Here is a 15,552-nt window from a genome sequence, read left to right as displayed (position 1 = left end):
CCCGCCGTCACGGCGGGGATGTTCAGAATTTTTGCTGTTTGGTTTCCACTTTGGTTCCCTTGGTGGGCAAACCGGTATCGTAATCCCGCACCACCGGCGACACTCCGTCCGCCGGTTTGGGACGAAAAGCCCCCATCCACTGCGGTTTAAGGTCAGGCCGCCATTCCCGCGTTGCCCATTGATAACCGCGAAAGGGATCGCGGATGCGGTCCATATAGGCCAATAGCGCATCATGCAGCCGATCCCGTCGCTCATGATATTCCTCATAATGAATCAGATTCACCATCTCTTCGGGATCCCGGACGCGATCGTATAACTCATCTTCATCAAACAGATTAATCACCAGCTTGTACTCCGCGGTCACCCAGGCGCGCATGGGAATAAAACCGCCGAAGCTGTCATGTTCGATTTCGTAGCGATTGAACTCCACCATGACGCCGCGTTCCGGCCACCGATCCGGTGCGGTGAGCAGCGGCAGCAGGCTACGCCCCTGCAGGGCATCCGGCACCGATAGACCGGCGACATCCAGCAGGGTGGGCAGCAGATCGAGATGGCTCACCGGCTGCTCCCGGACGGCGGCCTTGCGTCCGGGGGCGTGGATTAGCAGAGGGATACGGCAGATATCGTCGTAGGCGGCGGAGCCTTTGCTTATCAGGCGATGCGCACCCATCATTTCGCCGTGATCGGAGGTGTAGACTATCCAGGTATTATCCCACTCGTCGGCGGTGAGGCTGTCCAGGACCCGGCCAATCTGATCGTCGACAAAATCATTGCAGGCAAAATAGAGCGGATGGACATAGTGTTTTTCATCCGTGACCGGCGACGGCATGGCTTGCGCCCAGAGCCGTTGATGGGTGGGTTTGTCCGCCAGGGTATCCCGCGCCTTGTTGCCCAGGGGGTAGGAAAAATTTTCGTAATTTTCAACATAGCGCGACGGACAGGTGAAGGGATGATGGGGCTCATCATAAGACAGCACCAGTAAAAACGGCGTCTCAGGCTCGGCCCGGGCGCTGTGGATAAATTGTATGGCCCGCTCGCTGATATGCCAGGCCCAGGTGAATTCATCGTCTATGCCGTAGGCATCCAAATCCTGCCGGGTGTTGAGCCCGTTACGCCATAAGCTGATTTGTTGTTCCGACAAATCCGACAGGTAATTTGCCCCGTCATACCAATAGCGGGCATCCCACTCATCAGGGCAGATACCGGTGCCGAAATAGTCATGACCGTCCAGATGCCATTTGCCGATAAAACCGGTATGCCAGCCGGCGGCCTTAAAATAACTGCCCATGGTGCGCATATTTTTGCCCGGCGCGATATTGTTGGTCCACGGCCCGCTCTGGTTGGCATAGATCCCGGTGAACAAGCCGGCGCGCGCGGGAGTGCACAGCGGGCAGGTGGTCCAGGCGGCGTCGAATTTTACGCTTTTGGCCGCCAGGGCATCGATATGCTGCGTGTTGAGGGGTAAGCCGGTGTAACAGCCCACCATATTGGTGGCCTGGGTGTCGGTCATGATAAAAATGATATTGGGCTGGCTCATGAAGGAATTTCTCTCACTTTTTTCCCACGGGACAGGCTTAACTTTAGAACCACCACGACCACCACCGCAATACATATGCGATACAGCCAGGTGGAATGATAGCCGCCGAAGCGGGCCAGATAGGCATAGACGCCGATCATGGCGGCCAGCACGCCCACTGACGCCAATTTTACCTGCCGCCAGGGCGCCATATCCACGGCGAAAGCGTCACGAAAGGCAAACGGCGTGGCGCGGGGGGCTATCTTGCCTATCAACAGCATCAGGCAGACATTCAGCAAGAAGGTGAAAAACAGCACGTACAGAAAATGGATATCCCACTTCACCAAATAATTGATGGTGATATAGCTGAATATCCCCAACAGTAACGCCACCTTGGCGGCCAGGGCGGGGATGCGCGGGAAGAAGAACCCCATGATCACAATGGTCACCAGCGGCACGTTGTAAATACCGTTGAGCTGTTTCATCCAGCTGTAGAGTCCCTGCGGCGCATTGGCTATCAACGGCGCCACCGCGATGGACACCAGGGCCAAAATCACGGCGAACCGCCGGCCGACTTTCACCAGCAGGTGCGAAGAAGCCTGCTGGTTGATTAATCGCTGGTAAATTCCCAGGCTGAACAGGGTGCTGGCACTGTTAAGAAAGCCGTTGAACACGCTGATGATGGCGCCAAACAGTACCGCGCCGAAAAAGCCCACCAGCGGTGCGGGCAGGACCTGGTTCACCAGCGTCGGATAGGCCATGTCAGCCTTCGGCAGGCCGGCGTACAGGTGATAGGCGATGACCCCCGGCAGTACCAGGATAATAGGATCCAGCATTTTCAGCACCGCGGTCAACAGGGCGCCTTTTTGCCCTTCCGCCAGGCTTTTTGACGCCAGCGTTCGCTGGACGATGCCTTGATTGGTGCACCAGTAAAAGGTATTTACCAGCACCAGCCCGGTCAGCGCCGCGCCGATGGGTACGGGGTCGGTTTGACCGCCGATGGAGTTCAGGCGTTCGGGATGAACTGTTGCCAATTGCCCGAGGCCGGCGCTGAAACTGCCGTGACCCATGGCCATCAGGCCGAAAAAAGGCACCAGCAGGCCGCCGATCACCAGGCCGATGCCGTTGGCCACATCCGCCACCGCAATAGCGCGTAAACCGCCGAAGATGGCATAGGCCGAACCGGCCAATCCTAACAGTACCACCACCACTCTCAGCGACGCGCCGCTGCTCAGGCCGAGAATATCGCTGACATGAAACAGACTGTTCAACGCCAGCGCCCCGGAATAGAGCACCACCGGCAAAAAGCAAATACCGGTGGCGATAAGGAAACAGCAATCCACAATAATGCGGGTGGTTTTATCGTAACGTTCCTCAATAAATTCCGGAATGGTGACAATGCCCCGCTGCAAATAGCGGGGCAAAAAAATCAGCGCCAGAAAAATCAGCGGGATGGCGGAGACAACCTCCCAGGCCATAACGGACATGCCGCTGTGGTACGCCTGCCCGCCCAGTCCCACCAGTTGCTCGGTGGATAAATTGGTTAACATCAGCGACGCGGCAATCACCGGCGCTTTGAGGGAACGACCGGCCAGAAAATAACCGTTGCGTGATTGAATATCGTTGTTTCTTATTTTCCACCAGGTAATCAATGCCACCAAGGCGGTAAAAGAAAAAAAAGATATAATTTGTATAATATTCATACCTATTCCTCACTACACCGCACCTTAAACCCGTCCGGGGAAATGCGACGCGGGAGGACGATAGTAGAGGCACGCAAGACGGTTTAGATAAAACGAGCGTAAATGTATGACATCCTTTGTTTTTAAATTCTAATAATTAATACGCCTAAACAATCACGATGTGATCTATGAAAGCGTTAATTTCCTGATGTCATTCTCCAAAAAAACGCATTTTTAACGCGACCTATGAATGCTTAAGCAAGTGGCTATATCGTCAGGGCATCCGACCGTCATATCGACACGCGGGGCAAATCCCTTAACTGGGTGGTATAGGCCGGCGACAGCATGTCCCGTTTCATTTGCCATTGCCGGCGAATGCCCTGGCCGGCGAAGTAGATTTTACTTTCGCCGCTGCGATTGAGTTTATCCATGATATGCATTAATGACGCACTGTTTGCCCGCGGCCTGTATTCATCAAATAAGCCGAGCTGCGCCACGCCCCGGTCAAAAAAATCCCCCAACACGACCCCTGCCTTCAAATAACGATTTCCCTCCAGCCAGATAGTATCCAGGCATTGCACGGCCCGGGCGATAATATCCCGGGTGTCATTGGTGGGTATGGGAATTACGCTGGTGGATTGATTGCCGTAGAACCGCTCCCCCTGCGCATGGGGGCTGGTACGGATAAATACCGATACTTGCCGGCAATATTGTTTCTCGCCGCGCAATTTCTCCGCCGCCCGCCCGGCATAATCACATACCGCTTCCCGCATATCCTGATAACGGCTGATACGTGAACCGAAGCTGCGGCTGCTGATAATCTGCTGCTTTACCGCCGGCATCTCCTCCACCGCAAGGCAAGATTCGCCGCACAGTTCCCTGACGGTCCGTTCCAATACCACGCTGAAATTTTTCCTGATAAACGCCGGCGGGGAATCCGCCAGCTGCAGCGCGGTGCAAATACCCATGGCCCGCAATGTTTTCCCCAGGCGCCGCCCGATGCCCCACACGTCTTCCACCGGCATCAGCGCCATTAATTTGCGTTGCCGCAGGGGTGAAGAGAGATCCACCACTCCGCCGGTTTTACGCCACTTCTTGGCCGCATGATTGGCAAGTTTGGCCAGTGTTTTGCTGGGGGCGATACCTACCCCGGAAGTCAATTTAGTGCATTGCAGCAGGGTTTGACGCACCTCGCGTCCGAACTGTTCCAGCGATGTGCAATGGCTGACGCCGGACAAATCAAGGAAGGCTTCATCGATGCTGTAAATTTCCACCGCCGGCGCCATCTCCTCAAGCAGGGTCATCACGCGCTGCGACATGTCGGCATACAGGGCATAATTACTGGAAAATACCGTCACGCCGTGACGGGCAAGCTGCTCGCGGATTTTGAAATAGGGTGCGGCCATGTCGATTCCAAGCTGCTTGGCCTGGGCCGAACGGGCAATGACACAGCCGTCGTTATTACTGAGCACCACGATGGGCCGATCCCGTAATTCCGGTCGAAATACCGTCTCGCAGGAAGCATAGAAAGAGTTGATATCCACCAGGGCATACATAGAAGCGTTCACTTAAATACTGTAATTTTATACAGTATAGCCAAATACCCTTTGCCTTGGGAAGCCATCCCCCACGGGTAACTAGCCAACCCGTTGTTAAATGGAAATATTCAGTAATGAGCTCGTTGACAAAGTGTCCGGTCGGGACAAGATGCTGGATCATAAACACGCCGTGAACCCGTCTCTGGGGGCTCGATCCGCGCCATCCATGGCGCGGACGGTTTACTCTTCCAACATCCTGTCCCTCCTTATTAACTCCGAATACTTTGTCAGCAGTCTGAGTAATCCCTCATCTTTCGCATTGCAGCTGTATTGGCCGGATTTGCGATAAAAAAACCATCGCCGCTATATAATAAAATACCTAACGGATCATATTTTTTGCTTTTAAAAAAACGGGGTTTTAATAACAAAATTGTTCGGGAACAATATCTGCTGATTATTTTTCATTCATCATCATGAAAGTAGTTCATACAAAAATCATAAGCACTCTATGTATATTGATGCCGGCGCTAGAAACGTTGTGATGAAAAAATCGGGGAATGATAGATGAAGGAAAATTCACTTTTAACCAACTTGGCCGAGTCCGGCATCAGCCGGCGCAGCCTGGTGAAAGGCGGCATGGCGGCGGGAGGATTGCTGCTTGCTGGCAGCGCGCTGCAATTACCCTTCAAATTTGCCCGTGGCGCCACGGCCCCGATCCCGGCGGTGGCCGGGGCAAACGATAAAACGGTCTGGAGCATGTGCTCCGTGAACTGCGGCAGCCGCTGCGCGCTGCGCCTGCATACCCGCGATAACGAAGTGTATTGGGTGGAAAGCGATAATACCGGCCAGGATATTTATGGCGATCATCAGGTACGCGCCTGCCTGCGCGGGCGATCCATCCGCCGCCGCATGAACCACCCCGATCGGCTGAAATACCCGATGAAACGGGTGGGGCTGCGTGGAGAAGGCAAATTCGTCCGCATCAGCTGGGATGAAGCGCTGGATACCCTCGCCGCCAATCTCAAGCGCATCGTAAAAGACTACGGCAACGAAGCGGTGTATATCCACTACTCTTCCGGCATTACCGGCGGCAACTTCACCCGTTCGTCCCCGTCGGGTTCGCTGGTGACCCGGCTGATGAACTGCTACGGCGGCTCCCTGCAGCAATACGGCACCTACAGCACCGCGCAGATCAGCGCCGCCATGCCCTACACCTACGGCGGCAACGACGGCAACAGCACCTCGGACATCGTCAATAGCAAACTGGTGGTGATGTTCGGCAATAACCCGGCGGAAACCCGGATGAGCGGCGCCGGCATCACCTACCATCTGGAGCAGGCCCGGCAACGTTCCAACGCCCGCATGATTGTTATCGATCCGCGTTATACCGATACCGCTGCCGGGCGGGAAGACCAATGGATTCCCATCCGTCCCGGCACCGACGCGGCGCTGGTCTCGGCCCTGGCCTGGGTACTGATTACCGAGAACCTGGTGGATCAGGCGTTTCTCGATACCTATTGCGTCGGTTACGACGAAAAGACCCTGCCCGCCGGCGCGCCGGCCAACGGGCATTACAAAGCCTACATCCTCGGCCAGGGGGATGATAAAACCGCCAAAACGCCGTTCTGGGCGGAAAAAATCACCGGCATCCCACGGGATCAAATCATCAAACTGGCGCGGGAAATCGGCGGCGCCAAGCCAGCCTACATCTGCCAGGGATGGGGACCGCAACGACAGGCCAACGGCGAACAGACGGCGCGCGCCATCGCCATGCTGCCCATTCTCACCGGCAATGTGGGCATCAACGGCGGCAACAGCGGCGCACGGGAATCCACCTATACCATCACCATCGAACGGATGCCGGTACTGGAAAATCCGGTGAAAACCCAGATTCCGGTATTCATGTGGACCGACGCCATCTATCGCGGCAAAGAGATGACCGCGCTCAAGGACGGCGTCAAAGGCAAGGCCAGGCTGGATGTGCCCATCAAGTTTATCTGGAACTATGCCGGCAATACCCTGGTGAACCAGCACTCCGATATCAATCGGACCCACAAGATCCTGCAAAACGAGCAGGACTGCGAGATGATTGTGGTCATCGAGAACTTTATGACCTCGTCGGCGAAGTATGCGGATATCCTGTTGCCGGACCTGATGACCACCGAGCAGGAAGATATCGTGCCCAATGATTATGCCGCCAATATGGGGTATTTGATTTTCGGCCAGCCCTCCACCACGCCAAAATTCGAACGGCGATCTATTTATGAGATCACCCAGGGCATCGCACAGCGTCTGGGGCCGGATATCGAACAGAAATTTACCGAAGGGCGCAGCCAGTCCGACTGGCTGCGGTTTCTCTACGGCAAGATGCTGGCAAAAGATCCCCTGTTGCCCTCTTACGATCAATTAAAAGCCCAGGGGATTTATAAACGCCGCGATCCGGACGGGCACTTTGTCGCCTACCGGGATTTCCGCCAGGACCCTAAGGCCCATCCGTTAAAAACCCCCAGCGGCAAAATCGAAATTTATTCCAGCGCCCTGGCCGCCATCGCCGCCAGCTGGGAACTGAAAGCGGACGAAGTCATCAGCCCGCTGCCCGTGTATGCCAGTACCTTCGAGGGTTGGAACGATCCGCTGCGCTCCCGTTTTCCGCTACAGCTGGCCGGTTTCCACTATAAGGCGCGCACCCACTCCACTTACGGCAATATCGACGTGTTGCAGGCGGCCTGTCCGCAGGAAGTCTGGATCAACCCCCTCGACGCTCAACCCCGTAACATCAACAACGGCGATAGGGTGCGGGTGTTTAACGATCGGGGTGAACTCAGGATCTTCGCCAAGGTGACGCCGCGCATCCTGCCGGGCGTCACCGCCATTGGACAAGGGGCCTGGCACCAGGCCGATATGGCGGGGGACAAGATCGATCACGGCGGCTGCATCAATACCCTCACCACCCAGCGGCCATCGCCGCTGGCAAAGGGCAACCCGCAGCATACCAACCTGATTGAGATACAGAAGGTCTAGGAGTAGCCGATGAGTACGCAGTACGGTTTTTATATTGATTCCAGCCGATGTACCGGGTGTAAAACCTGCGAGCTTGCCTGCAAGGATTACAAAAATCTCGGTCCCGACGTCAGCTTTCGCCGCATTTATGAATATGCCGGCGGCAGTTGGCAGCAGGACGGCTACGGTTATCGCCAGGACGTCTTCGCTTACTATTTGTCCATTGCCTGCAACCACTGTGAAGATCCCGCCTGCGTCAAGGTGTGTCCCAGCGGCGCCATGCATAAAGGCGAAGACGGCTTCGTGGTGGTGGATGAAGATATTTGCATCGGCTGCCGCTACTGCCATATGGCCTGTCCTTACGGTGCACCGCAGTTCAACGCCGAGAAAGGCCATATGACCAAATGCGACGGCTGCCGTGAACGAGTGGCGGTGGGGCAAAAACCCGTTTGCGTGGAGTCCTGCCCGCTGCGGGCGCTGGATCTGGGTCCCATCGGCGATTTACTCGACACCTACGGCTCCCTGGCCGCGGTGGCGCCGCTGCCCGACCCGATGTTCACCCAGCCCAATCTGGTTATCAAGCCCAACGCCAAGAGCCGCCCGCTGGGGGATACCAGCGGCTATCTTGCTAATCCCAAGGAGGTCTGACATGGGTAACGGATGGTCGGAATGGCCGCTGATGTTTTTCACCGTGGCGGGCCAGTGCGTGATCGGCGGTTACCTTATCATGGCCGTGGTGCTGCTGGCGGGCAACCTGACGGCGGCGGGCACCCGTAAAGCGCATCTGTCGATGTTCTTTTTATGGCTGCTGATGGGGCTGGGATTCCTCGCCTCCATGATGCATCTGGGTTCGCCGCTGCGAGCCTTGAATTCCTTAAACCGCATCGGCGCCTCGCCGCTGTCCAACGAAATCGCCGCCGGCTCGCTGTTTTTCGCTCTGGGCGGTATCTACTGGCTGATAGCGGTGCTTAATCGCATGCCCCGGATGCTGGGTAAAATATGGCTGGTGATGACCGCCCTGTCCGGCCTGCTGTTTTTATATGCCATGGGCCGGGTCTATATGATAGATACCGTGCCCACCTGGGATAACGTTTATACCCCTCTCGGCTTTGTACTGACGGTATTTATCGGCGGCCCACTGTTGGGCTACCTGCTGCTGCGGGTGGCGGGCATCGATGGACCGGGCTGGCGCTACCTGCCTTGGATAAGCGTTATCGCGGTGGCGATAAGCCTGGCGGCGGTGATGATGCAGGCCGCCGGTCTGGCCGCTATCCACAGTTCGGTGCAGCAGGCCTCAACGCTGATACCCGGTTACGGCCCGCTGATGGCCGGACGGGTGCTGCTGCTGGTCCTGGGACTGGCCTGCTGGCTGTGGCCGGTGGTACGGGGCAAAACGCCGCCCGCGGCCGGTCTGGCGCTGGGACTGGTGCTGATTATCGGCGGCGAGCTTATCGGCCGGGCGGTATTCTATGGTCTGCATATGACGGTGGGCATGGCGATTGCGAGTTGATGCATGCCGTTAGGGCCGGGTTGGCGCTGGCATAAAACAAACCCGGCTCGCGGGGGAGACCGCAAGCCGGGGGAATATTCAAAAAAATATTACAATAAAGAGGGTTAAACCGGCTTTCCGTGAGTATAGGTAGCGACGGTGCCTAAAGAGCTCATGATGGCTCCCGTCCGCGGATCTCTATGAACCTCACGGGACTCTAAACCATTGATATTTTCATAATTGGAAATAGAGCCGGTTATTGACCTTGCCATTGTGACAGGACCCAAACCGCTAAAAACGTTAGTCGCTCCGGCTGAGGGACCCGGTCCGACCTTGGCACTGTGTGATGACCCTTGAGTTGATTTTGTATGAGCAGAACCGGCGCTGTTTGCCGACCCTTGAGTTGAGCTTGCACGATCAGAACGGGCGCTGTCTTTATTGGTTGGCTTTCCAGGGGGATTGATTTCATTTCGGACATGACTTCTTCTGGATGTCGATCCGCTCGTAGAGAAAGTGGAAGTCAGATTTAATGAGCCAATCGTTTTCGCCTCAATATAATCACCATCATTAGCGATTATATTTCCCGTAGTGTGATTGGTATTATTCAAAATCTTGTTCAAACGTACAAAACGATCTTCTGGATCATAATCGTTCGAATCATGATATGTCGTCGCAGTTATATTGCCGATTTTTATGGATTTAATGACATCACCTGTGTTAGCCACAAGATTACCGTTACACTTTTCAACATTTTCGATGCTCTTTTTCAAATTATCAAAATTATCGGTGTTTCCCGCCCCATAATTTTTCACCGATATTATTTTATCAATGTTTTTCGCTTGGTAAAAATCGCCGCCATTGACAATCAGATCGCCGTCTACGTTTGCACAACCACAGCCGTCAGACTCCGGGATGAATGAGGATGGGGAGGATGGGGAGGATGAGGAGGAAGATGAGGAGGAAGATGAGGAGGATGAGGAGGAGGATGGGGAGGATGGTCGCCCCGCAATATCGTTTCTTACGCCGAAAAACTCCCCCCCAAAAATTTGGGATAAATTATTTGCAATTATTTGCCTCCGGGATGAATTAGCATCCTGACTCGCACGTAGATTTGAACTTGGCGGTAAATTTCCTGATATATTTTGCATAATGTCGAACTCCATGTTGTTTAATAGTACATAATTCATAAGAGTAAATATTTAAGTATTCCCTTATAGTATATTTGATTTATCCTGTATTGCTCAAACCCTGAGACTTCATTCTGGAAAGAAAACAAAAATCCGTTTATTTTATATGACTGCTAATTTTTTAATATAGTCTTATCCCGATATCAAGTGAGTTATGAAAGTGCCCTATAAAAATGTTTGATTGAGTCAATAAATGATATATATAGTTAAAAACATCAGAGTAGCTCTGTTAGTTTACGTCAAGAAAAAGCATCATTACAACATACCTTATCAATCAGATTCATTTTACCCAAGATAATAGCGCTTTTATTACCCATTAAAGAATATATTTGAATATAATCCCTCATATAATCCCTCCCCAATAAATTCAAAGCTATGTGCTAAATCATAGGGGCAAATCATTGAATTGGTGCACGCTATGATATCTGAAGTATTCATTACTCAAACTCCCGTAGTCCCAATGGCAATATATGCCTTTCCAAAAGAAAAAATAAAAATTAAAAAGATGATTATAGTAGTGATTCATTAAACGAACCCATAACAGCTTTATCTTAAATACGAATTATCAAACGTATCATTACGGATAAAATACGTATTCCTGAGCATAGTAAATTTTCGCCGTCGCTGAAAGTTTTTTCTTCACTATTCTGCGATGTTCCTCTCCGCTGCCATCAGCGGTCGTATTCGTTCAACGCCCCGGCAATGCTCATCAAATCGGTCGTCAAAAAGGAGACGTGCTTAATGCATATCTAATCGAACATCGGCCAGGGGCATGGTCAATGCCTGTCAAGGCGTCCATCCCGCATTATAAGGACACGCCCGGCATAGCTGGACGCTTCCTGGGAATGGGTCACCATCACCACCGTGGTGCCCTGCCCGTTGATTCTTTTGAGCTGCTCCAGAACTTCCCGGCTGTTTTTGCTGTCAAGATTGCCGGTGGGCTCATCGGCCAGAATAAGCGCCGGATGGGAGATCATGGCGCGGGCAATGGCAACTCTTTGCTGCTGGCCGCCCGAGAGCTGAGAAGGAAAATGTTCCGCCCTGGGTGTCAACCCAAACATCTCCAGCGTCTGTTTTACCCGCATTTTACGCTCTGGTTTGGGGACATTACGATACTTTAGCGGCAGCGCGACATTTTCATTGACCGTCATATGGGATATAAGATTAAACGATTGAAAAATATAACCTATCAAGCGACGCCGCAGGGCTATTTTTTGCGAATAGCTCAATCGTTCCACTACTTCACCGGCCAAGGTAAACCGGCCTTCATCCAGGGATTCGAACAAGCCCAACACATTCAACAGGGTGGATTTTCCGGAGCCGGATGGCCCCATGACCGATAAAAACTCTCCGACGGGAATGGATAGATCCACGTTATTCAGGGCCAATGTCTTGATGGTTTTGGTGGTATAGAATTTTCCGGCATGTTCCAATTTTATCATGTCACTCGAACTCTATGATGTTGGATTTTTCATAGTCGTTGTCGGCGAAGGTCACCACTTGCTGTCCCTCGGCAAGGCCGCTGATGATTTCTGATTGCGCCGCCCCCTGGCGCTTGATCTTTACCGGCGTTTTAACCGCCCGCCGCGTCTGTTTATCAAAGACATACACCAGGGCCTGACCCTCCTGAAAAAATATAGCTTCCGAGGGCGCCAGCAGCGCATCAAGGGAAGTCCCCAGGGATACGCGCAAATCGATGGACTGACCGCGTTTCAATGCAATTTGCCTAGGTTGGGACATCAACAGCTTTGCTTTGAACTTGCCGTTATCCACCACCGAGGAAACCGTCTCGATGGTCAGCGGAATGGCAATCCCGCCGGCCTCGGCCATAACGTTTACCTGCGGCTTTATTTTGTCGAGATAATATTCGCTGAATGCGGCCTCAAAATAATAAGAGTGCAAATTATCAATCACAGTTACTTTTTCACCGGGATTGATTTGTTGGCCGATTTTAATATCCAGCGCGGTAAGCGTGCCCTCTATGGGGGAGATTATAGTAAGCTGTTCCAAACCGCCCTTAATCAGATCAACCAATTTGCCCAAACGTTTAATGGATTCATCTATCTCCCGATATTGATGGGGCAAAATGATGGCTTGCTGCGCATTGTGTTCAGATAAAATTTCACAGGTCTTTTTCCAATACGCCACTTCATCTTGCAGGTTTTCATATTTGGCTTTTTCAACGATGGATTTCTCGTATAGCTTTTTATTTCTTTGCAGCTCCTTTTTTGTTTTCAAAAAATTATAACCCGATTTCTCCAATTCTAATTTAGTATCGCGGCTATTGCGCTCCAGCAACATACGCATATTACGCAAATTGTTTATCTGTTCGGTGGCATCAGCGATGCGTGAGGTGACCTGTAAAACGAAGTCGTAATTGGAAAGCCTGGCGATAACCTCACCCTTTTTGATGAAACCGGAGGAGGATTTATAAATTTCAACCACTTTGCCGCCGCGCTCTGAAGAAACGACAACGCTTTCATTGGGAATGGCTATGGCGCGGGTGACCAGCGTATCGTTATACGAGCCGCGCTTTATCGAGTGAAACGTTGCGCCGGATAGGGGCACCCGCAGGAAGTTATCCGCGGTGGCCAATCGATACAACAACCCGCACAGCACAATCAATATCACTAGCGCGGTCCAGGCCAGCCATTTGGCCCGCAGATGAATGAAGGGCCTTTTTTCCAGTTTCACATCCATGGTAACACCCCCCGCCGGCGCCCTGCGAACCCTAACCGCCCGCCACCCGCCAGCGATGCCAGCACCATAACCGCCGCCACGCTCAAGGCCAGCAGCATCAGCGCGGCAAGCGCATAGGTATAGGTTAACCCCGTTACCACGTCATATTGCCTGAGCCAATGATGCAAAAATCCGAAACCGATAATAAAGGCGATGACGGTTGAAATAAGCAGGGGCACCACGTTTTGGTATAGGAAGAAAACAATGCCGGTATAAATCGAACCGCCCACCGCTTCCATAATTTTCAGGGTTTTATTGAGCCGGCGGGCTTCGGATATGCCGATGATAAGGGCGCTCACCAGCATCAGCAGCAAGGAGATCGCCGCCACCAGCCTTATCACACCGGATATCATCAGACTGTTTTTAAAATGCCGGCGGTGCAAGTCGTCCACAGACTCTATTTGCCCCTCCGACAATCCGTAGTCCTTCAGCATCGAGACGATGTGATCCCGTTGCCGTAGGGTGGGATATTTTACCGAGCCATATTTTTCAATATTATCTTTTATAAAGATGATTAACGGCTGCGGTAGCGTTGTCCGCTCGCCGAGGTAGACATTATCCACGATACGTAGCACCCGCAACGCTTTTTTCTTGCCATCCAAATCAATATAAAAAGTATTATTCATCACTTCATCATAGGTTGACTGCCCCATCGCATTCATAAATGCCCGCGTGACAATCACGTGAAGAATCGCCGGATCCTGGCTCTCGATGACCGCGTTTTCTTCGCCGGCCAGGGTTTCCAAGCCCCACACCCGCAGGAAGTTACGGTCCGCGGCAAAGGTATTGATGGCAATGAACTGATCCTCCGACTGCTGCCGGGCATGCTGCACCGTCATTACCGGGCGGGACATATCGAAGGGACGCCAGCTGCTTAACGCGATATTAGACGTACCGGCGGTCTCCTTCAGCCGGTTTTGCAGCACCCGCAGCATGGCGAGAGAATTCAGCTGGTCATTGGTTTCAAAGGTCAGCAGATTTTTTTTGTGATAGCCAAAATCCGTATCCAGAATAAAATGGTTCTGCGTTATTGCGCCAGCCCAGATATAGACCATGCTTCCTGAGATTAATAACTGGGCCACCAGAGACAGCTTATTGATATAATAGGAGGCCTTATTCTCGTAACGGACATGCTCCCGCCCGTTTCTCGCCCTGAAGACAAAAAAATAAAGATAAGCCGACTGGCACAGGCCGATCATGCTTCCCATGATGAGCGACACCGATAAAAATACCCAAGCCTGCGATGGACGGGGGACCTGATACAATAATAACTGTACCTGGCGGGAAAATAGCGCGGCTCCCGTAAGCATTACCAGGGCAACCAATACGATGCAGAGGAATTGCGGGATCATAACACCGCAATATTCCGCGAAAATTTGTTTGTCGGATGCGCCAATGCTGCGTTTGATATGCAGGCTGTTTCTCTTGGCGGCGTTCACGATGCCGTTAATATTGAGGAGATTCACCAGAGAGGTTAACAGGACAAACGACGCCGCCCCATAAAGGGTATGTAGCAAAGGCCTGGATTGTACTGACGCAAGTTCGTCGGAATACCCTTGGTCATAGTGCATATCCAGTATGTTGCGGGCGCTGAAATGGAGATATTCACCGGGAGTGGAAGGCGCACCGGGTAATTGCGGCGCATAGCGTTCCACCGCCTGCTTCAGTATTCGATTATCAAATGTTTTTTGCGCCCCACCGTGAACAAAGGCAAAAACATGATTGTGGTACCAATCATCCCGTTTATCGTTATAACCTTCCATCATCCAGGGTGAAAAAGCGATCATAGCCGGCATATCAAGGCTTCCGCCTTTATGCGGGTCCAACACGTCCTTAATGGTGAATTTGCCCTGATTTCCGAGCCGGATAGTCTTGCCTCGGGGGTCGGACAACCCGAGGAATTTCCGGTTGAAAGCCGGGGTAATATAAATTTCGTTGGGCCCCAATGGGGTAACGGACTGCTGGTAAGGATTCAGGTACGTTAAAAATTCGGGGCTGACCGCAAAGATTTCCACTCCGGAGATCACCCGCCCTTCGCTGCGGACAGAGGTGAAAAAACGGTATGCGTAACTGACGCTTGCGATGCGCGGATCGTTGTTCAGCGCGTTGATTAAGGGCAGCGGCACCTGCGCGAAGCGCGCCCATGAGCCGTTGGGCAATGAAAACCGCGACTCCAGCCGGTAAAGGTGTTGATGATCGGGATAAAACCTATCCGTAGAGTAGTCTGAGATGAACAACAGTAAGGTGAGAAACGTCGTCACACAGCCGATAGCGCTGATAATAATACCCAGGATAATCGGTACCGGATTCAGTTTAATGTCATAATAAAAGTCATTTAGCATCATCGGCGGATTATCTCGATGTTAAAACCGCTTTATCGATACAGAATCCTGTTCAAGCA

General features: G+C 52.6%; 10 protein-coding genes. 3 read left to right on the top strand and 7 right to left on the bottom strand.

Going from position 1 to position 15,552, the window contains the following annotated elements; translation table 11 throughout:
• Nucleotides 1-22 precede the first annotated feature (22 nt).
• The 3 genes from HB631_RS06280 to umuC all read right to left on the bottom strand — a co-directional run bounded on the left by HB631_RS06280 (nucleotide 23) and on the right by umuC (nucleotide 4,754).
• Nucleotides 23-1,537: a sulfatase-like hydrolase/transferase gene (locus HB631_RS06280; RefSeq protein WP_213990302.1), complete on the bottom strand. Its 1,515-nt coding sequence runs from the start codon at nucleotides 1,535-1,537 to the stop codon at nucleotides 23-25.
• Nucleotides 1,534-3,219 (bottom strand): solute:sodium symporter family transporter, encoded by a 1,686-nt coding sequence (locus tag HB631_RS06275; RefSeq protein WP_213990301.1) that lies wholly within the window; start codon nucleotides 3,217-3,219, stop codon nucleotides 1,534-1,536. The genes HB631_RS06280 and HB631_RS06275 overlap by 4 nt, the downstream gene beginning before the upstream one ends.
• 269 nt (nucleotides 3,220-3,488) lie before the next feature.
• Nucleotides 3,489-4,754, bottom strand: coding sequence for a translesion error-prone DNA polymerase V subunit UmuC (umuC, locus tag HB631_RS06270; protein WP_213990547.1), 1,266 nt, complete (start codon nucleotides 4,752-4,754; stop codon nucleotides 3,489-3,491).
• 546 nt (nucleotides 4,755-5,300) lie between these two features.
• Between umuC and HB631_RS06265 the strand changes: the two genes are divergently transcribed.
• The 3 genes from HB631_RS06265 to HB631_RS06255 are packed head-to-tail and all read left to right on the top strand — an operon-like array spanning nucleotide 5,301 to nucleotide 9,246.
• Nucleotides 5,301-7,757, top strand: coding sequence for a DmsA/YnfE/YnfF family dimethyl sulfoxide reductase (locus HB631_RS06265; protein ID WP_213990300.1), 2,457 nt, complete (start codon nucleotides 5,301-5,303; stop codon nucleotides 7,755-7,757).
• Between the two features lie 9 nt (nucleotides 7,758-7,766).
• The gene (locus tag HB631_RS06260; protein ID WP_213990299.1) at nucleotides 7,767-8,384 is read left to right on the top strand and encodes a DMSO/selenate family reductase complex B subunit; all 618 of its coding nucleotides are present in this window, start codon (nucleotides 7,767-7,769) and stop codon (nucleotides 8,382-8,384) included.
• A gap of 1 nt (nucleotide 8,385) precedes the next feature.
• Nucleotides 8,386-9,246: a DmsC/YnfH family molybdoenzyme membrane anchor subunit gene (locus HB631_RS06255; RefSeq protein WP_213990298.1), complete on the top strand. Its 861-nt coding sequence runs from the start codon at nucleotides 8,386-8,388 to the stop codon at nucleotides 9,244-9,246.
• A 104-nt stretch (nucleotides 9,247-9,350) separates the two neighbouring features.
• Here the strand turns inward: HB631_RS06255 and HB631_RS06250 are convergent, their stop codons facing one another.
• From HB631_RS06250 to darB, 4 genes are all read right to left on the bottom strand, one after another.
• On the bottom strand, nucleotides 9,351-10,373 hold the full coding sequence (locus HB631_RS06250) for a hypothetical protein (RefSeq protein ID WP_213990297.1): 1,023 nt from the start codon (nucleotides 10,371-10,373) through the stop codon (nucleotides 9,351-9,353).
• An 815-nt stretch (nucleotides 10,374-11,188) separates the two neighbouring features.
• The gene (gene darD / locus HB631_RS06245; RefSeq protein WP_213990296.1) at nucleotides 11,189-11,854 is read right to left on the bottom strand and encodes a darobactin export ABC transporter ATP-binding protein; all 666 of its coding nucleotides are present in this window, start codon (nucleotides 11,852-11,854) and stop codon (nucleotides 11,189-11,191) included.
• Nucleotide 11,855: 1 nt separating this feature from the next.
• On the bottom strand, nucleotides 11,856-13,112 hold the full coding sequence (gene darC / locus HB631_RS06240) for a darobactin export ABC transporter periplasmic adaptor subunit (RefSeq protein WP_213990295.1): 1,257 nt from the start codon (nucleotides 13,110-13,112) through the stop codon (nucleotides 11,856-11,858).
• Nucleotides 13,103-15,496 (bottom strand): darobactin export ABC transporter permease subunit, encoded by a 2,394-nt coding sequence (darB, locus tag HB631_RS06235; protein WP_213990294.1) that lies wholly within the window; start codon nucleotides 15,494-15,496, stop codon nucleotides 13,103-13,105. The genes darC and darB overlap by 10 nt, the downstream gene beginning before the upstream one ends.
• Nucleotides 15,497-15,552: the final 56 nt, after the last annotated feature.

It is taken from the genome of Sodalis sp. dw_96, from assembly GCF_018449575.1.
In the GTDB taxonomy this organism is placed as follows: Bacteria; Pseudomonadota; Gammaproteobacteria; order Enterobacterales; family Enterobacteriaceae; genus Acerihabitans.
Note: the sequence above shows the minus strand (reverse complement) of the source record. Positions and strands in the feature narration are given on the sequence as shown.

Coding starts and splice junctions, on each gene's coding strand:
- HB631_RS06280 (WP_213990302.1), bottom strand. CDS start 1,537: ATGAGCCAGCCCAATATCATTTTTATCATGACCGACACCCAGGCCACC.
- HB631_RS06275 (WP_213990301.1), bottom strand. CDS start 3,219: ATGAATATTATACAAATTATATCTTTTTTTTCTTTTACCGCCTTGGTG.
- umuC (WP_213990547.1), bottom strand. CDS start 4,754: ATGTATGCCCTGGTGGATATCAACTCTTTCTATGCTTCCTGCGAGACG.
- HB631_RS06265 (WP_213990300.1), top strand. CDS start 5,301: ATGAAGGAAAATTCACTTTTAACCAACTTGGCCGAGTCCGGCATCAGC.
- HB631_RS06260 (WP_213990299.1), top strand. CDS start 7,767: ATGAGTACGCAGTACGGTTTTTATATTGATTCCAGCCGATGTACCGGG.
- HB631_RS06255 (WP_213990298.1), top strand. CDS start 8,386: ATGGGTAACGGATGGTCGGAATGGCCGCTGATGTTTTTCACCGTGGCG.
- HB631_RS06250 (WP_213990297.1), bottom strand. CDS start 10,373: ATGCAAAATATATCAGGAAATTTACCGCCAAGTTCAAATCTACGTGCG.
- darD (WP_213990296.1), bottom strand. CDS start 11,854: ATGATAAAATTGGAACATGCCGGAAAATTCTATACCACCAAAACCATC.
- darC (WP_213990295.1), bottom strand. CDS start 13,112: ATGGATGTGAAACTGGAAAAAAGGCCCTTCATTCATCTGCGGGCCAAA.
- darB (WP_213990294.1), bottom strand. CDS start 15,496: ATGATGCTAAATGACTTTTATTATGACATTAAACTGAATCCGGTACCG.